Origin of the sequence: Xanthomonas sp. SI (genome assembly GCF_014236855.1) — a bacterium.
In the GTDB taxonomy this organism is placed as follows: Bacteria; Pseudomonadota; Gammaproteobacteria; order Xanthomonadales; family Xanthomonadaceae; genus Xanthomonas_A.
On sequence record NZ_CP051261.1, the window covers coordinates 2,213,131 to 2,237,764 of the forward strand.

Consider the following 24,634-nt stretch of genomic DNA (forward strand, 5'->3'; position numbering starts at 1 on the left):
ATCGCTGGCCAGCAATGGCATGCTGCACAGCAGCATCGACAGCAGGAGGGGGACCAGCCAGGGTCGGATCATTGCGGCACCGTCGCGGGAGAGGCCCCCATGATGCGTGCAGCGCGCCGATTGCGAAAGCACCTGGGCGCCGCCGCGGCCGCGGCGGGCGGTTCGATTCGCCCGGAACGATCGGGTAACCTTCTGAAAATTTTGCCTGGACCGGTGCCTGTGACGAGCGAACGATCGACGAGGAAGTGCGGATGAGTGCGGCCAACGCACACGCCGGCGCGCGGATGCCGCGGCAGATCCCCTACATCATCGGCAACGAAGCCTGCGAGCGTTTCAGCTTCTACGGCATGCGCAACATCCTGGTGCAGTTCCTGATCACCTCGCTGCTGCTGCAGGAAATGACCGCGCCCGGCCGCGAGGCCGAAGCCAAGCACATCATGCACAGCTTCATGGTCGGCGTGTATTTCTTCCCGCTGCTCGGCGGCTGGTTGGCCGACCGCTTCTTCGGCAAGTACACCACCATCCTGTGGTTCAGCCTGATCTATTGCGCGGGCCATGCCTGCCTGGCGCTGTTCGAGGGCAGCCGCGAAGGGTTCTTCGTCGGCCTGGGGCTGATCGCGCTGGGCGCCGGCGGCATCAAGCCGCTGGTGGCCTCGTTCATGGGCGACCAGTTCGACCAGTCCAACAAGCATCTGGCCAAGGTGGTGTTCGACGCCTTCTACTGGATCATCAACTTCGGCTCGCTGTTCGCCTCGCTGCTGATCCCGCTGGCGCTGAAGAACTTGGGTCCGGCCTGGGCGTTCGGCATTCCCGGCATCCTGATGTTCGTGGCCACGCTGGTGTTCTGGGCCGGGCGCCACCGCTACGTGCGCATGCCGCTGCCGCCGAAGGATCCGCACGGCTTCGCCCAGGTGGTGCGCAGCGCGCTGCTGTCGCGCGCGCCGGGGCAGGAGGGGCGTCCCGGCCTGGCACTGGCGTCCATCGCGGTGGTGCTGGCGCTGGCCAGCTTCGCGCTGCTGCCGACGCTGGGCATCGTGATCTGCCTGTGCCTGGCGCTGGTGCTGTTGCTGGCCGGGATCGGCGGCGGCACCTGGTGGCAGTTGGACCGCGCCCGCGCGGTGCATCCGGATGCGGCGGTGGACGGCGTGCGCGCGGTGCTGCGGGTGCTGGTGGTGTTCGCGCTGGCGACGCCGTTCTTCTCGCTGTTCGACCAGAAGGCCTCGACCTGGGTGCTGCAGGGCCAGCAGATGCAGATGCCCGACTGGTTCAGCGCCTCGCAGATGCAGGCGCTGAATCCGGCGCTGGTGATGCTGCTGATCCCGTTCAACAACCTGGTGCTGTACCCGCTGCTGCGCCGCGGCGGCTACGAGCCGACCGCGCTGCGGCGGATGACCGCCGGCATCGCCTTCAGCGGGCTGGCCTGGATCGTGGTCGGCACGCTGCAGGTAGCGATGGACGGCGGCGACGCGCTGTCCATCGCCTGGCAGATCCTGCCGTACGCGCTGCTGACCTTCGGCGAGGTGCTGGTGTCGGCGACCGGCCTGGAGTTCGCCTACAGTCAGGCGCCGCAATCGATGAAGGGCGTGGTGATGAGCTTCTGGAACCTGACCACCACGGTCGGCAACCTGTGGGTGCTGCTGTCCAACGCGGCGGTGCGCAACGACACCGTCACCGCGCACATCGGCAGTACCGGGCTCAGCGAAACCGCGTTCCTGATGTTCTTCTTCGCCGCCTTCGCCTGCGTCGCCGCGCTGTTGTTCGGGCTGTACGCGCGCCGTTACCGCATGGTCGATCATTACCGTACCGCCTGAGGCCTCCACATGCCGTCCGTCACCCCCGTCAACCTGATCCTGATCGTCCTCACCGTGCTGGTGTCGTGGGCGGCGTTCAACAACCGCAAGTTGCTCGACCGGTTGATCCTGTGGCCGCCGGCGATCGACCGGCACAAGCAGTACGACCGGCTGCTGACCCACGGCTTCATCCATGCCGATTTCCCGCATCTGCTGTTCAACATGGTCACGCTGTATTTCTTCGGCGGCCCGATCGAACGGCTGATGGAGCGGCTGACCGGCAGCCTGCTGACCTATCCGCTGTTCTACCTGGCGGCGCTGGTGGTGGCGATCCTGCCCAGCTACCTGAAGAACCAGAAGAACCCGAACTACTTCAGCCTGGGCGCGTCCGGCGCGGTGTCGGCGGTGCTGTTCGCGTACATCCTGCTGGCGCCGTGGACCGGCATCTACTTCTTCTTCATCCCGATCCCGATCCCGGCGATCCTTTACGCGCTGTTCTACGTGGGCTACAGCATCTGGATGGACCGCCGCGGCGGCGACAACATCAACCACAGCGCGCACCTGGCCGGCGCCGCGTTCGGGGTGATGTTCCTGCTGATCATGGAGCCGTCGGTGCTGCAGCACTTCCTCGACCAGCTGGCGCAGCCGCGCTTCGGCCGCGATTAGCGGTTGCGCGAACGCTGGCGGCGATGCCGCCGTTCCAAGTGGGTGTGAGGCGAGGGTGCCGCCGAAACGGAATCGGGCCGCAAGCGCGGAGTGCGCGCTGCAGCCGGTCGCTCGAAACCGTCACGCAGCGGCCCGCGTCGCGGCCCGCAGCGTGACGCTCGGCTCAGGCGGCCTCCTGGCCGCGCAATTGCACGTTGGCGCTGCCGATGGCGGCGTGTGCGTAGGTTTCCTTCAGCCGGTCGTAGACCTCGCTGTTGAGCTGGTCGAATTCCCAGCCCTGGGTGTGGCCGCTGACCACCAGCTGGTACAGCCCTTCCAGCAGCGACGCATCGTGGTCGCCATGGATCTGTTCGTTGTCGCTCATGCGCATCGCCCCTGTTCGATTACACCGTGATGGATTTCGCAAGTCCCATGCCAGATTTCCACGGTGGTACGCGGTTGGTAGCGGCCGCACGCGGCAGGACTTTAGGGCGCGTCGCCGATTGCCGGGCGGGCTGCAGGGATCCTCGCGCGTTCCTGAGCCGCGTCGTGATCTGCCGCCGGCCCGGCCCAGGCCGGAAGTGACGCAGCGCGTCGGCTGCGGGTGACGCGGCGCGGCGTGTGGCTTCACATCGTCGCGGCGCGCGCGCGACCAGACTGTGTGCTCCGTCGCATGAGCCAGACCATGAGCGCAGCGCCCCTCCCACCGATCGAACACGATCCGCAGCGACAGCGCTTTACGCTGCAGCTGGACGGCCATGAGGCCGAGTTGGACTATCTGCTGCAGGACGGCCGCCTGGTCATCACCCATACCGGCGTGCCGACCGCGATCGGCGGCCGCGGCCTGGCGGCACGGCTGGTGAGCGCGGCGCTGGACCATGCGCGGGCGCAGGGATTGAAGGTGGTCCCGGCGTGTTCGTACGCGGCGGTGTTCGTGCAGCGACATCCGGAATACGCCGATTTGCTCGGCTGAGTGCGCACGACGCGACGGCGGCGCGATAATTCGTCATCACACAGACGCAAGACACAGGGGAATGGACGTGAGGCACAGGGTACAGACGGGGCAGAACATTCCATGGCGGTGGACGGCGCTGGCGTTGGCGGCGACGTTGGCCGTGGCAGGGTGCAAGCGCGAGGCCGCGGCGCCGGCCGCCGAACCGGCTCCGGCTCCTGCGCCCGCCGCCGCGGCGGCGCCCGCGGCGCCGGCCCCGATGGAATTGAAGGACGTCATCGAGCACAACCCCAGCTACGTGGTCGGCATCACCTTCCCGCCGGCGCTCAACCGCTACCCGGGCCTGGCCGAGGCGGTGGGCCGCTACGCGCAGGCGGCGCGCGGCGAGCTGATGGACGCGGTCGGCGGCCTCGGCAACGACCGTCCCAGCGCGCCCTACGAGTTGTCGCTGCAGTTCGAGATGCTGCTGGAACGGCCCGAGCTGGTGGCGGTGGCTGCCGACGGCAGCCGCTATACCGGCGGCGCCCATGGCGAGCCGCTGGTGGCGCGCTTCGTGTGGCTGCCGCAGCAGCAGCGCCTGCTGACCGCCGAGACGCTGATTCCCGATCCCAAGGGCTGGGCGCAGGTCGCCGGCTACGTCGCCACGCAGCTGCGCCAGGCGGTGCAGGCGCGGGTGGATGCCGAGCAGTTGCCACCCGAGGACCATGACGAGCAGGTCCGCAGCGCCGACAAGATGATTGCCGAAGGCACCGAGCCGCAAGCGGAGAATTTCAGCCAGTTCCAGCCCCTGGTCGACGCCGCCGGCAAGATCGTGGCGTTGCGCTTCGTGTTCCCGCCGTACCAGGTGGGGCCGTATTCCGATGGCACGCAGACCGTGGACGTCCCGGCCAGCGTGCTGCGCGGGTTGGTGGCGCCGGAATACGCGGAGCTGTTCGCGGCGTAGCGGGTGCGGGCATGGTCGGGCCGCTGCAGCGCCGTGTCGTCGACCTGCTCGCCAGTGCCGACGTGCGCGTCGGCGGCGCGCGCGCCCACGACATCGCGGTGCACGACCCGCGTTTCTACGCGCGGGTGCTGGCGCAGGGTTCGCTGGGCCTGGGCGAAAGCTACATGGACGGCTGGTGGGAGGCGCCGGCGCTGGACCAGACCCTGGCGCGGCTGATCGATGCCCGGCTCGAGCAGCGCGTGCACGGCATCGCCGACCTGGCCTACGCAGTGCGCGCGCGCCTGTTCAACCTGCAGCGCGGGCGCCGCAGCTACGAGGTCGGGCGCCGCCACTACGACCTGGGCAACGACCTGTACCGGGCGATGCTCGGCCGCCGCCTGGTCTACAGCTGCGGCTACTGGGCCGCCGCCGCCGATCTGGACGCGGCGCAGGAGGCCAAGCTGGACCTGGTCTGCCGCAAGCTGCAACTGCGCCCGGGCATGCGCGTGCTGGACATCGGCTGCGGCTGGGGCGAGGCGCTGAAGTTCGCCGCCGAGCGCTACGGCGTGGCCGGCGTCGGCGTCACCGTGTCGCGGGAACAGGCCGATTACGCGCGGCAGCTGTGCCGCGGTCTGCCGATCGAGATCCGCCTGCAGGACTACCGCGAACTGGACGAGCGTTTCGACGCGATCTTCTCGATCGGCATGTTCGAGCACGTCGGCGACAAGAACTACCGCAGCTACTTCGCACGGGTGCGGCAGTGCCTGCATCCGCACGGACTGTTCCTGCTGCACAGCATCGGCAGCAACGTGTCGCGGCACCGGACCGATCCGTGGATCGCGCGCTACATCTTTCCCAATTCGATGCTGCCCTCGGCCGCGCAGATCGCCGCGGCGCTGGAAGGCCGCTTCGTGTGCGAGGACTGGCACAACTTCGGCGCCGACTACGCGCGCACGCTGCAGGCCTGGCGCGACAACGTCGAGGCGGCCTGGCCGGGGTTGGATGCGCAGCGCTACGACCTGCGTTTCCGGCGCATGTGGCGCTTCTATCTGGCCGGGTCGATGGCCACCTTCCGCTGCCGCCGCGCGCAGCTGTGGCAGCTGCTGCTGTCGCCCGAAGGTGTACGGGGAGGATACCGCGCACCGCGTTGAGCGCAGGCGGGTGGTTGCCGTCGCACAACAGTCGGTAGCATGGGCGCCCCCCACCCCCCGAATTGCGATTGCATCCCCCATGGGAAGTTTTGATCAGACCGAGCGGCGCGTCGCCTTCACCTGCGAGCGCTACCCTGCCTTCCCACGCGAACCGGCCGTGCTGGTCAGGCTCGTCAAGCATCTGTACAAGCGCATCCACGCCAATGCCTGCGTGCTGCTCAAGGCGCACGGCATCAGCCCGCCGGAATACGAGATCCTGATGATGCTGTACGGCACGCCCGGGCAGTGCATCACCCCGACCGAAGTGGCCGAGGCGGCGGGCGAGAAGCCGGCCAACATCACCCGCCTCACCGACAACCTGTGCGGCAAGGGCTTGCTGCTGCGCTCGGCCAGCCCCGAGGACCGGCGCAAGATCACCTTGACCCTGCAGCCGGCCGGGATCGCGCTGATCGAACGCATGTTGCCGGAGGTGTGCACGTTTCTGGACGCGGAGACCGCCGGCCTGGACGAGGCCGAGCAATTGCAGCTGGAGACGCTGCTCAAGAAGATGCTGGCCGGGATCGACAGCGCCGGCTGACCGCGCCGCATCCGCGCGTGCCGCTGCACGCGATTTCTGCAAGTCACGCAAACGACAACGCCGCCCGCGATGCGGGCGGCGTTGGAGTACGCATGGCGCCTGCGGTCAGTCCTTGCCGGCCGGCGTCTGCGGCATGGCGCCGTCGCCGCCGCCCGGGGTCAGGCCGCGTTTTTCCAGCAACGGCTCGATCTTCGGCGCGTGTCCGGCGAAGTCCTGGAACAGCTGCATCGCATCGACGCTGCCGCCGCGCGACAGCAGGGTCTGGCGGAAGCGGTCGCCGTTGGCGCGGCTGAGCCCGCCATGCTGCTTGAACCACTGCTGGGTGTTGGCGTCCAGCACCTCGGACCAGATGTAGGCGTAGTAGCCGGCCGCGTAGCCGCCCATGATGTGGCTGAAGTAGGGCGTGCGGTAGCGCGGCGGCACCGGCGCGTAGGCGATGCCGTCGGCGGCCAGCGCCTTGGCCTCGAAGTCCATCACCCCGGATGCCGGCGGCACCTGGCCGGCGCCGAGCTGGTGCCAGCGCTGGTCGAGCATCGCCGCGCCCAGGTATTCGGTGGTGGCGAAGCCCTGGTTGAACTTGGCCGCGGCCACCACCTTGTCCAGCAAGGCCTGCGGCATCGGCGCGCCGCTCTGGTAGTGCTTGGCGTAGTGCTTGAGGATGGCCGGGTCGTCCGCCCACATCTCGTTGACCTGCGACGGGAACTCGACGAAATCGCGCGGCACGCTGGTGCCGGAGAAGTACGGGTACTTCACGTCGGAGAACATGCCGTGCAGCGCATGGCCGAACTCGTGGAACGCGGTGGTGACCTCGTCCCAGGTCAGCAGCGTGGGCTGGCCGGCTGGCGGCTTGGGAATGTTGAGGTGGTTGGCGACCACCGGCTTGTAGCCGGTCAGCGCCGACTGCGAGACGTAGGAATTCATCCACGCGCCGCCGCGCTTGGATTCGCGCGCGTACATGTCGGCGATGAAGATCGCCAGTTGCTTGCCGTCGGCGTCGAACACATCGTAGACCAGCAGGTCGTCGCGGTAGGTCGGCAGGTCGGTGCGCTGCTTGAAGGTCAGCCCGTACTCCTGGTTGGCGGCGTAGAACACGCCGTTCTCCAGCACGTTCTTCAGTTCGAAGTAGGGCTTGAGCTGCGACTCGTCGAAGTCATACTTGGCCTGGCGCACCTTCTCGGTGTAATAGGCCCAGTCCCAGGCGGCGAGGGTGAAGCTCGGCTTGCCTGCGGCCTTCTGTTCCTTGTCGATCATCGCCTGCAGGTCGGCGGCCTCGCGCTTGGCGTTGGCGACCGCGGCCGGGGCCAGCTTGCCGAGCATCGCGTTGACCGCTTCGGGAGTCTTGGCGGTCTGGTCTTCCAGCGAGTAGGCGGCGTGGTTCGGGTAGCCCAGCAGCTTGGCGCGTTCGGCGCGCAGGCTCATGATCCGCGACACCAGCGCGGTGTTGTCGTACTTGCCGCCGTGGCTGCCGCGCGACACCGAGGCTTCGTAGATCTTCTGCCGCAGCGCGCGGTCCTTGAGCTGGGTCAGCGGCGGCTGGCCGGTGGTGTTGAGCAGCGCGATCACGTACTTGCCGTCGAGCTTGCGCGCCTTGGCCGCTTCGGCCGCCGAGGCGATCTGTTCGTCGGACAGGCCGTCGAGCTGCTTGACGTCGTCCACCACCACCGCGGCCGCATTCACTTCGGCCAGCACGTTCTGGCTGAACTGGGTGCCGAGCTTGGCCAGCTCGGCGTTCATCGCCTTGAGCTTGGTCTTGTCGGCATCGCCGAGCTTGGCGCCGTCGCGCACGAAATCGCTGTAGTACTTCTCGACCAGGCGCACGCCCTGCGCGTCCAGGCCGAGCTGGTTGCGGGTGTCGTAAAGCGCCTGGATGCGCGCGAACAGCTTGGGATTGAGCGAGATCGTGTCGCGGTGCGCGGCGAACTTGCCCGAGTACTCGGCCTGCAGCTGCTTGCGCGCATCGTTGGTGTCGGCGCCGACCAGGTTGAAGAACACCGTGGTCGCGCGATCCAGCACCTGGCCGCTCTTCTCCATCGCCACGATGGTGTTGTCGAAACTCGGCTTGGCCTTCTGGTTGGCGATCGCCTCCACTTCCTTCAGCTGCTGCGCCATGCCAGCGTCGAAGGCCGGGGCGAAGTCGCTGTCCTTGATCCGGTCGAACTGCGGGTAGTGCAGCGGCAACGGACTTTCGGCGAAGAACGGATTGGCCTGCGTGGCCGCTTGCGAAGCGGCGGGCGTGGCGGCGTTGGCGTAGGCAGGCATGGCGAGTCCGAGCGTGGCGGCGAGTGCGAGGGCGAGGCGGGTGGTCATCCAGCGGTATCCATCGATAAGGTCGGACCATGCAGGCTACCCCAGTGCGGCGCATGCGGCCCGTGACTAAAGCCATGGGCCTGTTGCGCAGCGCAGCCCATGCTGCAACCGCGCTTGCCTTCGCCGCGGCGGCGGCGTCATATAGCGCCAGACCGATGCAGACCACTGCCATTGCGTGAAGACGGCCGACGGCCGCGGGGAGAAACGGATGAAAGCGATCTTCGGCTTGTGCGTGGCCGCGTGCGCGGCATGGGCGGCACCGGCGTGGTCGGCGCAGACGTTGCGCTACGTGGTGCTGGTGGACGGCGGCAAGCAGGCCGGGCAGCAGAACGTCAGCGTCGGCGACGACGGCATCACCCGGGTCGACTACGTGTTCAAGGACAATGGCCGTGGCCCGGAACTGAAGGAGCAGTACACGCTCGCCGCCGACGGCACCTTCAAGACCTACCAGGTGCAGGGCACCTCCACCTTCGGTGCGCCGGTGGACGAGCGCTTCAGCCGCGACGGCGAGCGCGTGCAGTGGAAGTCCACGTCCGACCAGGGCGAGCGGCGCGTGGCCGCCGGCGCGCAGTACTGGCCGCTCGGCGGCACCCCGGCGGCGACCTCGGCGGCGGTGACCGCGCTGAGCCGCCGCGCCGACGGCAAGCTGCCGCTGATTCCCAGCGGCGCGCTGACCCTGCGCAAGCTGCAGCAGGCGCAGGTCGGCCAGGGCAACAGCGCGCGCAAGGTGCAACTGGTGGCGTTGACCGGGGTCGGCTTCACCCCCACCTTCGCCTGGCTCACCACCGACACCACGCCGCGCCTGTTCGCATTCATCGCGCCGGGCTGGATGCAACTGATCGAGACTGGCTACGAAAAGGATGCCGACGCGCTGGAAGCGGCGCAGAAGCAGGCCGAAGCCACCGCCCTGGTCGAGTTGCAGCAGCGCCTGGCGCATCCCTTGCCCGGCACCACGCTGATCCGCAACGCGCGGGTGTTCGACAGCGAGCACGCCACGCTCGGCGCCGCCTCCGACGTGCTGCTGCGCGACGGCAAGATCGTCTCGGTGGTCGCCACCGGCAGCGCGCCGGCGCAGGCGCAGCAGGTGGTCGATGCGCAGGGGCGGGTGCTGCTGCCCGGCCTGTTCGACATGCATGGGCACGTCGGCCGCTGGGACGGCGGCCTACACCTGGCCGCCGGCGTCACCACCGTGCGCGACATGGGCAACGACAACGCCACGCTGCAGCAGGTGATGCAGGAAGAACGCGCCGGCCAGTTGCTGATGCCGAGCCTGGTCGCCTGCGGCTTCCTGGAGGGCGAGAGCCCGATGGCGGCGCGCAACGGCTTCGTGATCAGCACCCAGGCGCAGGCCAACGAAGCGGTCGACTGGTATGCCGCGCACAGCTACGTCGGCATCAAGATCTACAACTCGTTTCCACAGGCGCTGGTGCGCGACACCGCCGCCTACGCGCACGCCAAGGGCCTGCGCGTCAGCGGGCACATTCCGGTGCACATGCTCGCGCACGAGGCGGTGGAGCAGGGCTACGACGAGATCCAGCACATCAACCAGGTGCTGCTGAACTTCTACGCTACCCACGACACCGATACGCGCACGCTGGAGCGCTTCTACCTGCCGGCCAAGCGCACCGCCGACCTGGATTTCGACTCGGCGCCGGTGCAGGCCTTCGTGCAGGAACTGGCCAAGCGGCAGATCGTCATCGATTCGACCGTGGCCACCTTCGACTTCATCCGCCAGCGCCCGGGCGAACTGTCGCAGGCCTATGCCGCGGTCGCCGGGCATCTGCCGCCGGACGTGCAGCGCGGGCTGCGCAGTGCCGAGTTCGACATTCCCGACGACGCCACCGCGGCGCTGTACGACCGTTCCTACGAGAAGATGATCGCCTTCGTCGGGCGGCTGTATCTCGCCGGCGTGCCGCTGGTGGCCGGCACCGATGCCACCCCCGGCTTCACCCTGCAGCGCGAGATCGAACTGTACGTGCAGGCCGGGCTGACCCCGGCGCAGGCGCTGCAGGTGGCGACCTGGAACGGCGCCAAGTACTCGCGCACGCTGGACAGCCGCGGCTCGATCGCGCCCGGCAAGCGCGCCGACCTGCTGCTGGTCGATGGCGACCCGACCCGCGACATCGCCGACCTGCGCAAGGTCGCGCTGGTGGTCAAGCAGGGCACGGCGTACTACCCCAGCGAGGTCTACGCGGCGCTGGGCATCGAACCGTTCGCCGCGCCCGCGCGCATCGCCACCGTCGAGGATTGAGTACATGGACACGCCGACCACCGCCTACGCCTTCACCGCCGACGACCTCGACGGCCGCCCGCAACCGCTGTCCGACTATGCGGGCAAGGTGCTGCTGATCGTCAACGTCGCCTCCAAGTGCGGCTTCACCCCGCAATACGCCGGGCTGGAAGCGCTGTGGCGGCAGTACCGCGAGCGCGGGCTGGTGGTGCTCGGCTTCCCTTGCGACCAGTTCGGCCACCAGGAACCCGGCGACGCAGACGAGATCAAGCGCTTCTGCGCGCTGACCTACGAGGTCGATTTCCCGATGTTCGCCAAGGTGCAGGTCAACGGCGACGCCGCGCATCCGCTGTGGCAATGGCTCAAGCAGCAGAAATCCGGGCTGCTCGGCATCGCCGCGATCAAGTGGAACTTCAGCAAGTTCCTGGTCGGCCGCGACGGCCGGGTGCTGGCGCGCTATGCGCCGACCGACAAGCCTGAAGCGCTGGCGGCGGACATCGAGCGCGCGCTGGGTTGAGCGGAATTGATGTGCGATGCGGCCTGCTTTTCTGTAGGAGCGGCTTCAGCCGCGACAGACTCTACGGATAGCGGCTGTCGCGGCTGAAGCCGCTCCTACAGTAGTGCGTTGCGAGTGGTGCGTCGCGGTTGGCAGGCGCAGGGATCGCGGCCGCGCGTCACTTCTCGACGAAGGCGCGCTCGAACACGTAATGGCCCGGCGTGCCGATCCTCGAGGAGGCGACGAAGCCCCGCGCGTCCAGGGTCTGGCGCAGGTCGGCCAGCATCTGCGGGCTGCCGCAGATCATCGCCCGGTCGTATTCCGGGTTCAGCGGCGGCAGGCCCAGGGTCTGCTGCATCTGCCCGCTTTCCAGCAGTTCGGTGAGGCGGCCGCGGTTGCGGAAGTCCTCGCGGGTCACCGCCGGGTAGTACAGCAGTTTCTCGCGGATGGTCTCGCCGAGGAACTCGTGCTGCGGCAGCTCGTGCTCGAAGTAGTCGCGGTAGGCCAGGTCTTTTTCGAAACGCACGCCGTGGGTCAGGATCACCTTGTCGAAGCGCTCGTAGGTTTCCGGATCCTTGATCACCGACAGCCACGGCGCCAGGCCGGTGCCGGTGCCGAGCAGGTACAGGTGCCGGCCCGGGTGCAGGTCGCTGATCAGCAGGGTGCCGGTGGGCTTCTTGCCGACCAGCACCGCATCGCCCGGCTTGATGTGCTGCAGGCGCGAGGTCAGCGGGCCGTCCGGCACCTTGATGCTGAAGAACTCCAGCCGCTCTTCCCAGTTGGCGCTGGCGATGGAGTAGGCGCGCAGCAGCGGCCGCGTCTCCGTCTCCAGGCCGATCATCACGAACTGGCCGTTGTCGAAGCGGAAGCCTTCGTTGCGGGTGGTGGTGAAGCTGAAGTAGTCGTCCGTCCAATGGCGGACGTCGAGCACCGTTTCGGGGCCAAAAGCAGAGGACATGCCGTTGATCGTGATGGGGAAGGAGCGGGCGCCATTCTACCCCATGTCGGCTCAAATGAGAGGGAATCTCATTTGGGGCGGTTCATCCCGGCGTGCCTCACTTCTCGAACGACAGTTCGTAGGACAGGTACAGCGGCGCCTTCGGCGGGACCAGCAACGGGCGCTGGCGCAGGAAGCGCTCCAGGCACAGCGCCAGCGGCGTGGTGCCGTTGCGCCAGCTCGCGCCGACGTTGCCGTCGTCCTGCAGCTGGACCACGACGACGAACGGCGAGGTGTCCGGGCGCGGCGTGGCGCAACTGGCCACGCCCTCGTCCAGCGCCGCGCGCTGCAGCGCCTGCAGGCGCTCGGCCAGCGCGCCGGGCAGCGCGGCCTCGTCGCGGTCGGCCAGGGCCTTGGCGGCGGCGTAGTCGGACGGGCCGGGAACCGGGTCGGCCGCGGCAGCGGGGAACGCCACGGCGGCGGCAAGCAGGCAGGGCAGGAGGCGTCGCAGCATGGCGGATCCGAAGGACAGGCGAAGCTCAACGATACCCAGCGGCCTGCAATTCGAACAGCTCCGCGTAGCGGCCGCCTTGCGCCATCAGTTCGGCATGGGTGCCGCTGGCCTCGATCTGGCCGCCGGCCAGGACCAGGATGCGGTCGGCCATGCGCACGCTGGAGAAGCGGTGCGAGATCAGCACTGCGGTGCGGTTGTCGGACAGTTCCTTGAAGCGCTGGAACACCTCGAACTCGCTGCGCGCGTCCAGCGCCGCGGTCGGTTCGTCGAGGATCATCACCTGCGCATCGCGCATGTAGGCGCGCGCGATCGCGATCTTCTGCCACTGCCCGCCGGACAGGTCCACGCCGGTCTTGAAGCGGCGTCCGATCAACTGGTCGTAGCCGTGCGGCAGGCCTTCGATCAGCTCGCTGGCCATCGCCCGCTGCGCGGCGGCGCGGATCCGCGCCGCGTCGTCCATCGAATCGACCCGGCCGACGCCGATGTTCTCGCCGGCAGTGAGGTGGTAGCGCACGAAGTCCTGGAAGATCACCCCCAGGTTGGCGCGCAGGTCGTCCAGGTCGTAGTCGCGCAGGTCGCGGCCGTCGAGCAGGATGCGGCCCTCGTCCGGGTCGTACAGCCGCGCCAGCAGCTTGACCAGGGTGGTCTTGCCGGCGCCGTTCTCGCCGACCAGCGCCAGCACCTCGCCGGCGCGCAGCTCGAAGTCCAGGTGCCGCACCGCCCACTGTTCGGCGTCCGGATAGCGGAAGCCGACGTTCTCGAACACGAAGCCGCGCACGATCGGCCGCGGCACCGGCACCGCGCCGGGGCGGGTGCGGATCTCCGGCACGATGCGGAAGAACGAATACAGGTCGTCCAGGTACAGCGCCTGGCCGGCCACCTGCGAAAACCCGATCAACAGCCCTTCCAGCAGCTGGCGCAGGCGCAGGAAACTGCCGGCCAGGAAGGTCAGGTCGCCGATGCTGAAATCGCCGCGCACCGTGCGCCAGGCGATGTAGCCATAAGCGGCGTAGTAGCCCAGCGTGCCCAATGCCGCCAGCAGCGTGCCCCACAGCATGCGCTTGCGCGCCAGCGCGCGGTTGGCCTGGAAGAAGCGATCGGCCAGCGCGCGGTAGCGCTCGATCAGGAAGCTGTGCAGGTTGAAGATCTTCACTTCCTTGGCGGTCTCGACGCTGGCGCCGACCTGGCGCAAGTAGTCGAGCTGGCGCCGCTCCGCGGTCCACTGGAAGTTCAGCGAATAGCCCAGCGCGTTGAAATGCGCCTCGCCGACGAACGCCGGGATCAGCGCGACGGCCAGCAGCAGCATCAGCCACGGCGCATACACCACCAGGCCGATCGCGAAGCTGACCACGGTGATCGCGTCCTGCACCTGGCCGAACAGCTGGCTCATCAGGTTCATCCGGCCCATGGTCTGGCGCCGCGCGCGGTCGAGCTTGTCCTGCTGCTCCGGGTCCTCGAAATCCTCCAGGTCCAGCTGCGCGGCATGCTCCATCAACTGCACGCTGGTGACGTTGTTGAACAGCTCCGACAGCAGCGTGTCGGCATAGCTGACCAGCCGCCCGAGCAGGTCCGAACCGATCGCCAGCGCCAGTTCCAGCGCCAGCAATTCCAGCAGCCGCTGCAGCCGCCCGCTGGCCAGCGCCTCGCCGAACGAGGTGAAGCCGGGCGACTGCCCGACCAGGTGGATCGCTTCGTCGATGATCAGCTTGCCGATGTACAGCGAGGCCACCGGGATCAGCGCACGCAGCACGCGCAGGCCGATGCTGGTCAGGGTCAGCCAGGGGCTGGTCTGCCAGATCTGGCGCAGGAACGGCGGCAGGTTGCGCATTGCGTCGAAGCGCTCGCGCAGGCTGGGGCCGGTACGGGGAGACGGGCGCGGCGCGCCGTGGACAGAAGAAGGGGAAGCCATCCGCGCATTGTGCCGGGGCCGGGTGTGCGCGGGGAGTGTTTGGGCCTCAGGCGAGACTGGCGGGGCCGCTGTGGGATGGCGCACCCGCGGCGGCGGCCGCTGTCACGAAGACGATGTTCCCGCCATCTTCGCAGTCGGACCAGGGACCGATCTCCATGCAGGACGAACTGCCGCTTGCCACGATCGGTTGCTTTCGAGGATATGCGCGATGACGACGGGCTTCGCCATCCGCTACGTCGTCTACTGTCTGGCCATCTTCGGTTGCGTGTTCTGGATCAACTCCTTTCTGCCGCCGGTTGTTCCCATCGTTGCCGCGCTGGTGTTCTTCGTGTTTGCGGTCGTCTACACCGTGTTCCGCCTGCTTGCCGGGCGCGGCCGCCTCGGGGTCGGCAGACTCTGGAAGGAGTTCCTGGATTTTCTCTACGGTCTGGGATAGATGGCGTGCGGTGCTGCAGGTATCGCCCATGCCGCTGCCAAGCGCCGGCCGGCCGTCGATCGCTTCAGCGTCTCACTCGTCCAGGCGCAGGGTCAGGCACTTGGCCGCGCCGCCAGCCTTGAGGAATTCGTCCAGCGGGGTCTGCACCACGCGGTAGCCGATCCGCGCCAGGGCAGCGCACAGCTCTGGCGAGGCGCGGTTGAGCAGCACGCTCTGGTCCAGGTCCACCGCGTTGCAGGCGAAGGCGAGGGCATCGGCCTCGCTCACCGCGATGCGCCGCGCCGGCGGGATGCGGCGGGCGATCGCCTGCTGGGCGTAGTCGTCGAAGGCGGCCGGGTAGTACAGCAGGTAGCCGTCGCGCAGCGGGCAGAAGCAGGTGTCCAGGTGGTAGAAGCGCGGATCGACTAGGCGCAGCGGCATCACCTCGATGTCCAATAGGTCGGCCAGCTCGTGCGCGGCGACCAGGTCGCTGCGATGGCCGTGGCCCATCCACAGCCGGCGTGCGCCGCGCTCCAGCAGCGCGTCGCCGGCGCCCTCGAAACGCACGTCCTCGCCCAGCGCGCGGATGCGGAAGCCGGCGCGGCGGCACCAGTCGGCGAACAGCGCTTCCTCGCCACGGCGCTCGGCGTGGCGGAAGCGGCTGGGCACGAAGCTGTCGCCGAGCACCAGGCCGGCGTTGGCACTGAAGACCATGTCCGGCAGGCCGGCGGCCGGAGCGATCCGCTCGACCTGGGCGCCGGCCGCCTCGGCTGCGGCGACCAGCGCGTTCCACTGCGCCTGCGCGCGCTCGCGGCTGGCGGCGTGGACGTTGCCTTCCATCCAGGGGTTGATCACGTAGTCCACGGCGAAGTGCTGCGGCGCGCACATCAGCAGGCGATGGCCTGCGTGGGCGGCGCTGCAGCCCTGTGCTTGCGGCTCGGCCAATGCCAGGTCCGTGTCGTCCGCGGCCGCGCCACCTGCCAGGAATTTCTCGCTCATGCCCGCCTCGCTGTGCGTTGGTGATGCGCAAACGCTAGCGGTGTCGTGTTGCGGTTTGCGGTCACCTAAAGCCGGGATTGGGGATTGGGGATTCGGATTTAGAGGCGGGCGGCGTACCGGCGTGCGCCGGTACGCCACTGCGCGCTGCGCTTACGGCATTGCCGGTTGCAGGCCTACGCCGAGCCGGTTCCAGGCGTTGATGATGGCGATGGCCATGGTCAGCGCGCTGATGCCGTGTTCGTCGAAGTGCGCCGACAGGGCGTCGTAGGCGTCCTGCGGCGGCGCGCCGGACGGCAGCGTGGTGAGCGCCTCGGCCCAGGCCAGCGCCAGCCGTTCGCGCGGATCGAAGAAGCGGCTCTCGCGCCAGCCGGCGACGGTGTCGAGCTTGCGCGGTTCGATGCTGGCCTTACGCAGCGCGGTGGCGTGCATGTCGATGCAATAGGCGCAGCCGTTTAGCTGGGACACGCGCAGGAACACCAGTTCGGCCAGTTCGTGGCCGAGCACGCCCTCGTGCACCTGCTGGCTGGCGGTGAGCAGGGCGCGGAAGGCGGCGGGTTCGTGGCGGGTGTAGTCGACGCGATGGAAGTGCATGGGTCTTGCTCCATGACGGCCGCAATGGCCGTCTTCGCAGCAAGGACGCGGCAGCGCGCGGCGGCGTGACAGCGCCGCCCCAAATCAGTTGTTCGCGTCAGGCGTTTGCCTCAGCCGCTCGCGGCAGCGTCCGCGCCGGCCAGCGCCGGCAGCTTGTCCGGATTCATCAGGGTCAGCACCTCGACGATGCGCTCGCCGTCGATCACCACCAGCACCGCCGAATGCAGCCGGGTGCCGATGAAGCGCAGGATCGCCGGCTCGCCGTTGACCGTGCCGATCCGCGCCTGCAGGCCCAGGCCGCGCCGCGCCACCGCCCAATACAGCATGGCGATGCGCTCGGCGCCGAGCAGCGGGCGCAGCGTTGCGGTGACCTTGCCGCCGCCGTCGGAGAACATCCGCGCGTTGGCGTCGAGCAGGGCCACGATCGCGCCGCGGTCGCCCTGCTGCGAGGCGTGCATGAAGCGCTCCAGCAGGTGCCGGTGGCGCTCCGGCGCCACCGCGAAGCGCGGCCGGCCGGCCTTGAGCCGTTCGCGCGCGCGGTGCACCAGCTGCCGGCAGTTGGCTTCGGCATGCCCGAGCAGCTGGCCGATCTGCGCGTAGTCGTAGTCGAACGCCTCCTTCAGCAGGAACGCGGCACGCTCCTCCGGACCCAGCCGTTCCAGCAGCGCCAGGAACGCCACCGACACCTGCTCGGCGCGCGCGTGGTGCGCGGCCGGATCGGTGTCCTCGGCGATCTCCAGCGGCTCGGGCAGCCACGGACCGGTGTAGTGGACGCGGGCGCTGCGCGCGGCGCGCAGCCGGTCCAGCCCGAGCCGGGTGGTGGCGGTCACCAGCCAGGCCTCGGGGTCGCGGATCGCGGCGCGGTCGCTGGCCTGCCAGCGCAGCCAGGCGTCCTGCAGCACGTCCTCGGCGTCGCTGCGGCTGCCGAGCAGGCGATAGGCCAGGCCGAACAGCCGGGGACGTTGGGATTCGAAGGTGGGATCGGGGCTCATGGCGACCAGGACGGAACAGCGCGTGCCGGCGTGACAGCGGGCGAGGCGGTCACTTTGCCCTAAAATGGCCGGGTTTCCCCCCGCCAGCCGTAGAGCCAGCCGTGACCTCGATCAAGCAGGAAGACCTCATCCAGTCCGTCGCCGACGCGCTGCAGTACATCAGCTACTACCACCCGGTCGATTACATCAAGAATCTGGCCGCCGCCTACGAGCGCGAACAGTCGCCCGCGGCCAAGGACGCGATCGCGCAGATCCTGATCAACTCGCGCATGTGCGCCGAGGGCCACCGCCCGATCTGCCAGGACACCGGCATCGTCACCGTGTTCCTGGAAATCGGCATGAACGTGCGCTGGGACGACGCCACGATGGGCGTGGAGGACATGGTCAACGAGGGCGTGCGCCGCGCCTACAACCATCCGGACAACAAGCTGCGCGCCAGCGTGCTGGCCGATCCGGCAGGCAAGCGCGCCAACACCAAGGACAACACCCCGGCGGTGGTCAACACCAAGATCGTGCCGGGCGAGCACGTCGAGGTGATCGTGGCGGCCAAGGGCGGCGGTTCGGAGGCCAAGAGCAAGTTCGCGATGCTCAACCCGTCCGACTCCATCGTCGACTGGGTGCTCAAGACCGTGCCGACCATGGGCGCCGGCTGGTGTCCGCCGGGCATGCTCGGCATCGGCATCGGCGGCACCGCCGAGAAGGCCATGCTGCTGGCCAAAGAAGCGCTGATGGAGCCGATCGACATCGTCGACCTGCAGGCGCGCGGCGCCTCCAACCGGGCCGAGGAACTGCGCCTGGAACTGTACGAAAAGGTCAACGCGCTGGGCATCGGCGCGCAGGGCCTGGGCGGCCTGACCACGGTGTTGGACATCAAGGTCAAGGACTATCCGACCCATGCCGCCAACCTGCCGGTGGCGCTGATCCCGAACTGCGCGGCCACCCGCCACGCGCACTTCACCCTGGACGGCAGCGGCCCGGTGATGCTGGAGCCGCCGTCGCTGGAGGACTGGCCCAAGCTTACCTACAACCCGAGCAACGCGCGTCGGGTGAACCTGGACACCATCACCCGCGAGGAAGTCGCCAGCTTCAAGCCGGGCGAAGTGGTGTTGCTCAACGGCAAGCTGCTGACCGGCCGCGATGCCGCGCACAAGCGCATGATCGACATGCTCAACCGCGGCGAGACGCTGCCGGTGGATTTCACCAACCGCTTCATCTACTACGTCGGCCCGGTCGATCCGGTGCGCGACGAAGTGGTGGGTCCGGCCGGTCCGACCACCGCCACGCGCATGGACAAGTTCACCCGGCAGATGCTGGAGCAGACCGGCCTGCTCGGCATGGTCGGCAAGTCCGAGCGCGGCGACGCGGCGATCGAGGCCATCCGCGACAACAAGGCGGTGTACCTGATGGCGGTCGGTGGTTCGGCCTACCTGGTGTCCAAGGCGATCAAGGCCTCGCGCGTGCTGGCGTTCGAAGACCTGGGCATGGAGGCGATCTACGAGTTCGAGGTCAAGGACATGCCGGTCACGGTGGCGGTGGATTCCAGCGGCGAGTCGGTGCACAAGACCGGCCCGCGGGAATGGCAATCGCGCATCGGCAAGATTCCGGTGGTGGTCGAGCCGGCCTGAGCCGCCGGCACCGCGCGACATGCGAGACTGCCGCGGCCGTGGTCATCCGGCTGCGGCGACTTACCAGGAGATTGCATGAGCGCCACCCTGTACTACTCGCCCAGCACCGCCGCCCTGGTGGTGCACTGGCTGCTGATCGAGCTGGACGTGCCGCATACGCTGCACGCCCTGGACTTCGAACGGCGCGAGCACAAGGCACCGGAGTACCTGCAGCTCAATCCGGCCGGCGTGGTGCCCACGCTGGTGCTGGACGGGCAGGTGCTGACCGAGGCGGCGGCGATCGTGCTGCACCTGGCCGACCTGCATCCGCAGGCCGGGCTGGCGCCGCCGCTCGGCAGTCCGGCGCGTGCCGACTACTACCGCTGGATGTTCTTTTGCGCCAACACGCTGCAACCGGCCTACCGCGCCTGGTTCTATCCGCACGAGCCGGCCGGTGCCGACAACGTCGAGGCCAGCAAGGCGCAGGCGCAGCGGAAGCTGGAGGCCGCCTGGGAACAGGTTGCGCAGCACCTGGGGGCGAACGGCCCGTACCTGCTCGGCGAGCAGCTGTCGGCCGCCGATTTCATGTTGACGATGATGATGCGCTGGTCGCGCAACATGCCGCGGCCCAGCGACAGCTGGCCGGCGCTGCAGGCGCATGCGCAGCGGATGAAGGCGCGTCCTGCGTTCCAGGAAACCTACCGCCGCGAAGGCCTGACCGACTGGACCTGAGTCCGGCGGCGGCGATGTGGCGCGGCGGCCGCTGACGGCCGCCGCGCGATTGCGTTGCGAGGCCGTTCGGGCCTCAGTACCACTCCAGCAGCGACACGCCCAGGCCCACGTAGGTGGCGCGATGGTTGTAGTCGATCATGCTCTCGCCGTAGCCGTCGAACACCTGCACATGGCCGCGCAGCAGGTTGCTGATCGGGAAGCCCCAGTCCAGTTGCACCGCGCCGTGCGAGCGGTCGCCGCTGCGCAGCGAATGCCGCGCCATCAGCGAGATCTCGTGGCCGCCGCGGTTGTAGGTCAGGGTCGCGTCGCCACGGCCCATGTAGTCCTCGATGTCCGGGTTGTTGTCCTGGCGGTCGCTCTCCGGGATCCGGTACCACGGGCGCAGCACCAGCGCCCAGTTCTCGCGGTCCAGGCCGACGTTGAGGATCGCCCGGTTCCAGCTGCGCGAGAACGGATCGCTGCGGCCATTGGACTGGTGGTTGAGCTGGATCCCGGTCATCCGCCCCTTCCAGCCGAACAGGCTGTAGTTGTTGCGGAACACCAACGCCAGTTCCGGCTCGTAGTTGGTCTCGCGGAACGGCCGCGACTGCTCGCTGTTGTAGACCTGCCAGCGCGAACTCTGGGTATAGGCACCCCACAGGTCGCCGTTGTCGCCGAAGATGTTCTCCACGATCTTGGTCTTGAAGCTGAGCTGGAACTTGGCCTCGATGCTGTCCAGCGGCTCGGCCGTAGTCACCGTGTTGTTCGGGTTCGGCGAGGACGGCGTCTCGTTCTTCTTGCTGGTCCAGAACGCCGGCAGCAGGTACACCGGCTTGTAGGCGCGCAGCTGGAAGTTGCCCAGCTTGGAATCCTTGGCCAGCTCCCAGCGGCTGTCCAGCAGCGACCCCTTGCCGGCGTTGGCGATGGTGGCGTCGTAGCGGTCGTCCTTGAACAGCGAGGCGGTGCGCTGGCGGGTGCGCTGGGCCAGGCCGGCGTCCTGCGGAATCGACGCATCCAACTGCTGCTTCTGGGTCTCGCTGGCCATCTTCGCCGCCGCATCGGCGGCCTGCGGATCGGCGACCCGGCGCGACAGCGCCTGGTCGTAGCAGGACAGGCGCGCGGCATCGCTGGAAATGGCGACGCAGGCTTCGGGCGAGGCAGGAGTGGGCATCACTTCCTGGGCGTGGGCCAGCGGCATCGCCGCGAAGGACAGCAGCAACAGGGGACGGGCCGGGCGATGGATCATGCAGGTTCTCTCGAAAACGGGCGGCGCGGGCGGTGGTGCGCTGCCGAGGTGAATAGCCGGTTGCGAAAATACAGCAGCTGGCACAACAGGGTCATCACGCGTTCATCTCACGGCTCCGATGCCTCGGATTACAACAGCCAGGCGGCCGCGAACAGGCCGACCATCGCCAGCGCCAGGGCCAGCTTGGCGGCGGTGCCCAGCACGATGCCCAGCCAGGTGCCGAGGCCGACCTTGGTCGCCTGCTGCAGCTGCCGGCCATGCCAGTACTCGCCGGCCAGCGCGCCGACGAAGGGGCCGACGAACAGGCCGATCGGCATGAAGAACAGGCCCGCCACGCTGCCCAGCACCGACCCCCACAGCGCCTTGCGGCTGGCGCCCACGCGCTTGGCGCCGAACACGGTGGCCAGGAAGTCGACCAGGAACGACAGCAGGGTCAGCACGCCGAGCACCGTCAGCATCACCCAGCCCACGCGCTGGAAACCGTCGGCCCAGGCCGCCAGCACCAGCCCGGCGAACAGCAGCGGCATCCCCGGCAGGGCCGGCAGCACCACCCCGGCCAGGCCCAGCACCACCAGCAGCCCGGCGAGGATGTAGTAGATGAACGTAGGATCCACGCGGCGTGCTCCGGGGCGATTTGGGGGTTGACAGAAAGGGTGTTTTTGCTGATTGCATTTTCATTTTCGCCGCGGTAAGTTTCAGCCGCTGCGTTTGCAAAGGTCACCGTGAATCGTGGCCCGATGCGGTAGATCCAGACGATCCGCTACAGCGTTATACCTCGCTTCCTCCTTGCAACCAGCCGCCGAACCCACGGCGTACCCACCCCTGAGACTGTTTCAAGGAGTAAGTCCATGACTGACGGCAATCGTGAAAACGGCACCGTGAAGTGGTTCAACGATGCCAAGGGCTTCGGTTTCATCAGCCGCGAGAACGGCGAGGACGTGTTCGTGCACTTCCGCGCGATCCAGACCCAAGGCTTCAAGAGCCTGAAGGAAGGGCAGAAGGTCAGCTTCACCGTGGTGCAGGGCCAGAAGGGCCTGCAGGCCGACGCGGTGCAGCCGGTCTGACCCCGGCGCGCCCGGCCCAGCGCCGAGCCCACGCCCAGCAAAAAGGCCCGCAGTGCGGGCCTTTTTGCATTGCGGCAAACTCCTGGCAGCGGTTGCGCTTAGCGCGGCACCACGCGGCCGTTGACCACGCGCACATAGGTGTTCTCGCGGATCCCGGCCAGATCGCGCTGGTTGACCACGATCACCCGGCCATCGTCCATCTGCACGTGCACGTCGTAGCTGTCGCTGGTGACGTTGTTCTGGATCTGGTTGCCGGCCAGGGCGCCGGCGGCGGCACCGGCCACGGCCGATACGTTCTGGTTGCCCTTGCTGCCGCCGGTGTGGTCGGAGATCTCATGGCCGGCGATCGCGCCGACGATGCCGCCCAGGACCGCGCCGGTGCCGGTCGGTGCGGTGCGGCCGGAGCCCACCGTGTCGATGCGGGTGACGATGCCGCAGTCCGCGCAGCGGTTGTCCGAGTAACCGCGCGACGGCTGGCTGTAGCCGCCACCACCGCCGCCGTAGCCGGGCGACGTGGCGCAGCCGGCCAATGCCAGAACGGCGACGGCGCCAGTGGCCAGTAGATGAATCTTCATGTGTGTTCTCCTCGACAGACGGTGGACCGCGGCAGCCCCGCGTTTGCACGCATCCTGTTCGCCAGCGTGTGAATGCAACGCCAATCGCCGCCTGTGTGGGTTGCCGACGCGCTGCAGCGTCAGGGGGAATTCATCGAGAAGCGCAATGGCGGGTCAGCGGAAATCGCGATGGCAGGCGTCGCAGCCGTCGTCGATCCGGTGGGTGAGCTGGTCGAGCGCGGCGCAGGTGGTCGGCAGCGGGGCCTGCGCCGCATCCAGTGTGGCGCGTAGCGCCACGGCATGCTGCTGGAAACGGCTGTCGTCGCTGAGTCCGGGAAACGCGGTTTCCAGGTCGTTGCCGAGCAGGCGCAGCGTATGCACGCGCGCCTGCAGGTCGGCGGCGCTGCAGCGGTTCTGCGCATGGCTGCGTTGCAGCAGGGCCAGTTGCTTGTCCATCACCTGCATCAGGCTGCGCGGGAACGGATCCTGCCGCGCCTGCAGCGCGCGCATCGCCATCACCGTCGCGACCAGGCCGATCAAGATGCCGGCGAGCAGCACGAACAGGTAGCGGGAGGCAGTGGAGGCGGGCGGGCTGGCCATGGGGTGGGCTGGCGGGAGGAAAGCGCGATAGTACGCCGGCCGCCGAGTTGCGTGGCGTCGCCGTCGCATCGGCGCCGATGAAATAAACTGCGCGCATGAACGAACAACTGCGTGAGCGCTTCGCCGGCATCGACCGGCTGTACGGGCGCGGGACCATCGAGCGCCTGGCGCAATGCCGCGTGGCGGTGGTGGGCATGGGCGGCGTCGGCTCGTGGGTGGTGGAGGCGCTGGCGCGGTCCGCGGTCGGCCATCTCACCCTGATCGATGCCGACGACATCTGCGTGTCCAACACCAACCGCCAGTTGCCGGCGCTGGAAGGGCAATACGGGCGCAACAAGGCACGGGCCATGGCCGAGCGCTGCCTGGCGATCAACCCGGCGATCGAGGCGAGCGCGGTCGAGGCCTTCCTGACCCCGTCCAACATCGCCGAGCTGCTCGGCACCGGTTTCGACCTGGTCATCGATGCCTGCGACAGCTTCCGGGTCAAGGTCGAGACCATCGCCTGGTGCCGCCGGCGCAAGCTGCCGCTGCTGACCGTGGGCTCGGCCGGCGGGCGCACCGACCCGACCCTGGTGCGCATCCGCGACGTATCGCGCACCGAGCACGACGCGATGCTGGCGCTGATCCGCAAGAAGCTGCGCGGCGAGTTCAATTTTCCCAAGAACCCGCAGCGCTATTTCGGTGTGCCGGCGGTGTATTCGCTGGAGAACGTGCGCTACCCGCAGGCCGACGGCAGCGTCTGCGGGCTGCGCCCGCAACTGGGGCCGGACGCGGCGCTGAATCTCGACTGCGGCGCCGGGCTCGGCGCGGCCACGCATATCACCGGCGCGTTCGCCTTCGCCGCGGCGGGCAAGGCCTTGGAGATGCTGTTGAAGCCCAAGCGCGAGCAGCCGGCGATGGCGGCGGCACTGGAAGCGGAGTAGCGAGTGGAAGCGGTTGTCCGCCCCATGGGCCTGGTAACCGACTCGCTCCTGCCGACCTGACAGAGCTCCATCATGGGTTCTTTTCCAGATAGAACTTGAGGTACTTCCTTGGCCGTTCCTTGAAGGCTCTTGCCTTGCCGAGGCCGTGGGCTTGGTCGAAATAGCGATAGGCGTCGGCATATTCTTCCAGCTCGAAGTGCGCCATTCCCAGGTCGATCAAGGGGCCGGTGTCGATATCCGATTCGCGGGCCTGTAGCGACTTCTGCGCCCACTGTTTGGCGGCGGCGAAGTCGGCGCTGTCGAAATGCAGATTGTAGAAAGAGCCGGTGATCCACGCGGACAATGGTGGCCATTCCAGTTTCGGCTCGGGCAGCAAGTCCCAGGCGCGCTGGTATGCCGAGCGGGCGGCGTCTTTGTCGCCGCGCTCGTCCAGCGCATTGCCGGACTCCATGATGCCCATGATGTCTTTGGCCAGCTCGGGGTTTGCGTTTGCCAGGTCTTCCAT

The 24,634-nt window shown here is 68.3% G+C and carries 26 protein-coding genes; 13 read left to right on the forward strand and 13 right to left on the reverse strand.

The annotated features are described in order from the left end of the window. Positions 1-251 precede the first annotated feature (251 nt). Both HEP75_RS09140 and HEP75_RS09145 read left to right on the forward strand, forming a co-directional pair. Positions 252-1,811, forward strand: a complete 1,560-nt coding sequence (locus HEP75_RS09140; RefSeq protein WP_185826211.1) for an oligopeptide:H+ symporter — start codon at positions 252-254, stop codon at positions 1,809-1,811. Between the two features lie 9 nt (positions 1,812-1,820). Next, a complete protein-coding gene (locus HEP75_RS09145; protein ID WP_185816119.1) occupies positions 1,821-2,456 on the forward strand; it encodes a rhomboid family intramembrane serine protease in 636 nt (211 codons plus the stop codon). 163 nt (positions 2,457-2,619) lie between these two features. On the opposite strand, the gene HEP75_RS09150 is transcribed toward HEP75_RS09145, so the two are convergent. Continuing rightward, the gene (locus HEP75_RS09150; RefSeq protein ID WP_185822964.1) at positions 2,620-2,820 is read right to left on the reverse strand and encodes a hypothetical protein; all 201 of its coding nucleotides are present in this window, start codon (positions 2,818-2,820) and stop codon (positions 2,620-2,622) included. Positions 2,821-3,120: 300 nt separating this feature from the next. Between HEP75_RS09150 and HEP75_RS09155 the strand changes: the two genes are divergently transcribed. The 4 genes from HEP75_RS09155 (at position 3,121) to HEP75_RS09170 (ending at position 6,037) form a co-directional block, all read left to right on the forward strand. Then, positions 3,121-3,408, forward strand: coding sequence for a GNAT family N-acetyltransferase (locus tag HEP75_RS09155; RefSeq protein ID WP_185816121.1), 288 nt, complete (start codon positions 3,121-3,123; stop codon positions 3,406-3,408). Between the two features lie 61 nt (positions 3,409-3,469). Further along, positions 3,470-4,330: a DUF3298 and DUF4163 domain-containing protein gene (locus HEP75_RS09160; RefSeq protein ID WP_185826212.1), complete on the forward strand. Its 861-nt coding sequence runs from the start codon at positions 3,470-3,472 to the stop codon at positions 4,328-4,330. 11 nt (positions 4,331-4,341) lie between these two features. After that, positions 4,342-5,460: a cyclopropane fatty acyl phospholipid synthase gene (gene cfa / locus HEP75_RS09165; protein WP_185826213.1), complete on the forward strand. Its 1,119-nt coding sequence runs from the start codon at positions 4,342-4,344 to the stop codon at positions 5,458-5,460. A 79-nt stretch (positions 5,461-5,539) separates the two neighbouring features. Continuing rightward, the gene (locus tag HEP75_RS09170; protein ID WP_185826214.1) at positions 5,540-6,037 is read left to right on the forward strand and encodes a MarR family transcriptional regulator; all 498 of its coding nucleotides are present in this window, start codon (positions 5,540-5,542) and stop codon (positions 6,035-6,037) included. Positions 6,038-6,142: 105 nt separating this feature from the next. On the opposite strand, the gene HEP75_RS09175 is transcribed toward HEP75_RS09170, so the two are convergent. After that, the gene (locus HEP75_RS09175; protein WP_185826215.1) at positions 6,143-8,344 is read right to left on the reverse strand and encodes a M3 family metallopeptidase; all 2,202 of its coding nucleotides are present in this window, start codon (positions 8,342-8,344) and stop codon (positions 6,143-6,145) included. Between the two features lie 208 nt (positions 8,345-8,552). Between HEP75_RS09175 and HEP75_RS09180 the strand changes: the two genes are divergently transcribed. Together HEP75_RS09180 and HEP75_RS09185 are read left to right on the forward strand one after the other, a co-directional pair. Then, entirely contained in the window at positions 8,553-10,595 is a 2,043-nt protein-coding gene (locus tag HEP75_RS09180) for an amidohydrolase family protein (RefSeq protein WP_185826216.1), read from the forward strand. A 4-nt stretch (positions 10,596-10,599) separates the two neighbouring features. Then, on the forward strand, positions 10,600-11,091 hold the full coding sequence (locus HEP75_RS09185; protein ID WP_185822969.1) for a glutathione peroxidase: 492 nt from the start codon (positions 10,600-10,602) through the stop codon (positions 11,089-11,091). Positions 11,092-11,248: 157 nt separating this feature from the next. Here HEP75_RS09185 and HEP75_RS09190 read toward each other — a convergent pair whose 3' ends face one another. The 3 genes from HEP75_RS09190 to HEP75_RS09200 form a co-directional block, all read right to left on the reverse strand. Then, entirely contained in the window at positions 11,249-12,028 is a 780-nt protein-coding gene (locus HEP75_RS09190; RefSeq protein ID WP_185816128.1) for a ferredoxin--NADP reductase, read from the reverse strand. Positions 12,029-12,125: 97 nt separating this feature from the next. Next, a complete protein-coding gene (locus HEP75_RS09195; protein WP_255423730.1) occupies positions 12,126-12,521 on the reverse strand; it encodes a hypothetical protein in 396 nt (131 codons plus the stop codon). 25 nt (positions 12,522-12,546) lie between these two features. Then, complete coding sequence (locus tag HEP75_RS09200) at positions 12,547-14,430, reverse strand: ABC transporter ATP-binding protein (RefSeq protein WP_185826217.1); 1,884 nt, start codon at positions 14,428-14,430, stop codon at positions 12,547-12,549. Positions 14,431-14,638: 208 nt separating this feature from the next. Between HEP75_RS09200 and HEP75_RS09205 the strand changes: the two genes are divergently transcribed. Then, positions 14,639-14,866 (forward strand): hypothetical protein, encoded by a 228-nt coding sequence (locus tag HEP75_RS09205; protein WP_185826218.1) that lies wholly within the window; start codon positions 14,639-14,641, stop codon positions 14,864-14,866. Positions 14,867-14,938: 72 nt separating this feature from the next. On the opposite strand, the gene HEP75_RS09210 is transcribed toward HEP75_RS09205, so the two are convergent. From HEP75_RS09210 to HEP75_RS09220, 3 genes are all read right to left on the reverse strand, one after another. Beyond that, positions 14,939-15,844, reverse strand: a complete 906-nt coding sequence (locus HEP75_RS09210) for an arginine deiminase-related protein (protein WP_185826219.1) — start codon at positions 15,842-15,844, stop codon at positions 14,939-14,941. A gap of 150 nt (positions 15,845-15,994) precedes the next feature. After that, positions 15,995-16,435, reverse strand: coding sequence for a carboxymuconolactone decarboxylase family protein (locus tag HEP75_RS09215; RefSeq protein WP_185826220.1), 441 nt, complete (start codon positions 16,433-16,435; stop codon positions 15,995-15,997). 110 nt (positions 16,436-16,545) lie between these two features. Next, positions 16,546-17,427 carry an RNA polymerase sigma-70 factor gene (locus tag HEP75_RS09220; RefSeq protein ID WP_185826221.1) on the reverse strand — a complete coding sequence of 294 codons (882 nt, stop codon included), beginning with the start codon at positions 17,425-17,427 and terminating at the stop codon, positions 16,546-16,548. Positions 17,428-17,528: 101 nt separating this feature from the next. On the opposite strand from HEP75_RS09220, the gene HEP75_RS09225 reads away from it, so the two are divergent. Both HEP75_RS09225 and HEP75_RS09230 read left to right on the forward strand, forming a co-directional pair. Further along, positions 17,529-19,052, forward strand: a complete 1,524-nt coding sequence (locus HEP75_RS09225; RefSeq protein ID WP_185816134.1) for a fumarate hydratase — start codon at positions 17,529-17,531, stop codon at positions 19,050-19,052. Positions 19,053-19,127: 75 nt separating this feature from the next. Further along, positions 19,128-19,763, forward strand: a complete 636-nt coding sequence (locus HEP75_RS09230; protein ID WP_185826222.1) for a glutathione S-transferase family protein — start codon at positions 19,128-19,130, stop codon at positions 19,761-19,763. Positions 19,764-19,836: 73 nt separating this feature from the next. Here the strand turns inward: HEP75_RS09230 and HEP75_RS09235 are convergent, their stop codons facing one another. Together HEP75_RS09235 and HEP75_RS09240 are read right to left on the reverse strand one after the other, a co-directional pair. Next, complete coding sequence (locus tag HEP75_RS09235; protein WP_185816136.1) at positions 19,837-20,988, reverse strand: phospholipase A; 1,152 nt, start codon at positions 20,986-20,988, stop codon at positions 19,837-19,839. A 128-nt stretch (positions 20,989-21,116) separates the two neighbouring features. Then, the gene (locus tag HEP75_RS09240) at positions 21,117-21,602 is read right to left on the reverse strand and encodes a DUF456 domain-containing protein (protein WP_185822977.1); all 486 of its coding nucleotides are present in this window, start codon (positions 21,600-21,602) and stop codon (positions 21,117-21,119) included. A 234-nt stretch (positions 21,603-21,836) separates the two neighbouring features. On the opposite strand from HEP75_RS09240, the gene HEP75_RS09245 reads away from it, so the two are divergent. Then, a complete protein-coding gene (locus HEP75_RS09245; protein WP_046979462.1) occupies positions 21,837-22,052 on the forward strand; it encodes a cold-shock protein in 216 nt (71 codons plus the stop codon). Positions 22,053-22,150: 98 nt separating this feature from the next. On the opposite strand, the gene HEP75_RS09250 is transcribed toward HEP75_RS09245, so the two are convergent. Both HEP75_RS09250 and HEP75_RS09255 read right to left on the reverse strand, forming a co-directional pair. After that, positions 22,151-22,627, reverse strand: a complete 477-nt coding sequence (locus tag HEP75_RS09250) for a glycine zipper 2TM domain-containing protein (protein ID WP_185816138.1) — start codon at positions 22,625-22,627, stop codon at positions 22,151-22,153. A 153-nt stretch (positions 22,628-22,780) separates the two neighbouring features. Continuing rightward, a complete protein-coding gene (locus HEP75_RS09255) occupies positions 22,781-23,206 on the reverse strand; it encodes a hypothetical protein (RefSeq protein ID WP_185826223.1) in 426 nt (141 codons plus the stop codon). A 95-nt stretch (positions 23,207-23,301) separates the two neighbouring features. Here HEP75_RS09255 and HEP75_RS09260 point away from each other — a divergent pair, with 95 nt between their 5' ends. After that, complete coding sequence (locus HEP75_RS09260; RefSeq protein ID WP_185826224.1) at positions 23,302-24,129, forward strand: tRNA threonylcarbamoyladenosine dehydratase; 828 nt, start codon at positions 23,302-23,304, stop codon at positions 24,127-24,129. Between the two features lie 70 nt (positions 24,130-24,199). Here HEP75_RS09260 and HEP75_RS09265 read toward each other — a convergent pair whose 3' ends face one another. Then, a complete protein-coding gene (locus HEP75_RS09265) occupies positions 24,200-24,634 on the reverse strand; it encodes a hypothetical protein (RefSeq protein WP_185826225.1) in 435 nt (144 codons plus the stop codon).

Coding starts and splice junctions, on each gene's coding strand:
- HEP75_RS09140 (WP_185826211.1), top strand. CDS start 252: ATGAGTGCGGCCAACGCACACGCCGGCGCGCGGATGCCGCGGCAGATC.
- HEP75_RS09145 (WP_185816119.1), top strand. CDS start 1,821: ATGCCGTCCGTCACCCCCGTCAACCTGATCCTGATCGTCCTCACCGTG.
- HEP75_RS09150 (WP_185822964.1), bottom strand. CDS start 2,820: ATGAGCGACAACGAACAGATCCATGGCGACCACGATGCGTCGCTGCTG.
- HEP75_RS09155 (WP_185816121.1), top strand. CDS start 3,121: ATGAGCGCAGCGCCCCTCCCACCGATCGAACACGATCCGCAGCGACAG.
- HEP75_RS09160 (WP_185826212.1), top strand. CDS start 3,470: ATGGACGTGAGGCACAGGGTACAGACGGGGCAGAACATTCCATGGCGG.
- cfa (WP_185826213.1), top strand. CDS start 4,342: ATGGTCGGGCCGCTGCAGCGCCGTGTCGTCGACCTGCTCGCCAGTGCC.
- HEP75_RS09170 (WP_185826214.1), top strand. CDS start 5,540: ATGGGAAGTTTTGATCAGACCGAGCGGCGCGTCGCCTTCACCTGCGAG.
- HEP75_RS09175 (WP_185826215.1), bottom strand. CDS start 8,344: ATGACCACCCGCCTCGCCCTCGCACTCGCCGCCACGCTCGGACTCGCC.
- HEP75_RS09180 (WP_185826216.1), top strand. CDS start 8,553: ATGAAAGCGATCTTCGGCTTGTGCGTGGCCGCGTGCGCGGCATGGGCG.
- HEP75_RS09185 (WP_185822969.1), top strand. CDS start 10,600: ATGGACACGCCGACCACCGCCTACGCCTTCACCGCCGACGACCTCGAC.
- HEP75_RS09190 (WP_185816128.1), bottom strand. CDS start 12,028: ATGTCCTCTGCTTTTGGCCCCGAAACGGTGCTCGACGTCCGCCATTGG.
- HEP75_RS09195 (WP_255423730.1), bottom strand. CDS start 12,521: ATGCTGCGACGCCTCCTGCCCTGCCTGCTTGCCGCCGCCGTGGCGTTC.
- HEP75_RS09200 (WP_185826217.1), bottom strand. CDS start 14,430: ATGGCTTCCCCTTCTTCTGTCCACGGCGCGCCGCGCCCGTCTCCCCGT.
- HEP75_RS09205 (WP_185826218.1), top strand. CDS start 14,639: ATGACGACGGGCTTCGCCATCCGCTACGTCGTCTACTGTCTGGCCATC.
- HEP75_RS09210 (WP_185826219.1), bottom strand. CDS start 15,844: ATGAGCGAGAAATTCCTGGCAGGTGGCGCGGCCGCGGACGACACGGAC.
- HEP75_RS09215 (WP_185826220.1), bottom strand. CDS start 16,435: ATGCACTTCCATCGCGTCGACTACACCCGCCACGAACCCGCCGCCTTC.
- HEP75_RS09220 (WP_185826221.1), bottom strand. CDS start 17,427: ATGAGCCCCGATCCCACCTTCGAATCCCAACGTCCCCGGCTGTTCGGC.
- HEP75_RS09230 (WP_185826222.1), top strand. CDS start 19,128: ATGAGCGCCACCCTGTACTACTCGCCCAGCACCGCCGCCCTGGTGGTG.
- HEP75_RS09235 (WP_185816136.1), bottom strand. CDS start 20,988: ATGATCCATCGCCCGGCCCGTCCCCTGTTGCTGCTGTCCTTCGCGGCG.
- HEP75_RS09245 (WP_046979462.1), top strand. CDS start 21,837: ATGACTGACGGCAATCGTGAAAACGGCACCGTGAAGTGGTTCAACGAT.
- HEP75_RS09250 (WP_185816138.1), bottom strand. CDS start 22,627: ATGAAGATTCATCTACTGGCCACTGGCGCCGTCGCCGTTCTGGCATTG.
- HEP75_RS09255 (WP_185826223.1), bottom strand. CDS start 23,206: ATGGCCAGCCCGCCCGCCTCCACTGCCTCCCGCTACCTGTTCGTGCTG.
- HEP75_RS09260 (WP_185826224.1), top strand. CDS start 23,302: ATGAACGAACAACTGCGTGAGCGCTTCGCCGGCATCGACCGGCTGTAC.
- HEP75_RS09265 (WP_185826225.1), bottom strand. CDS start 24,634: ATGGAAGACCTGGCAAACGCAAACCCCGAGCTGGCCAAAGACATCATG.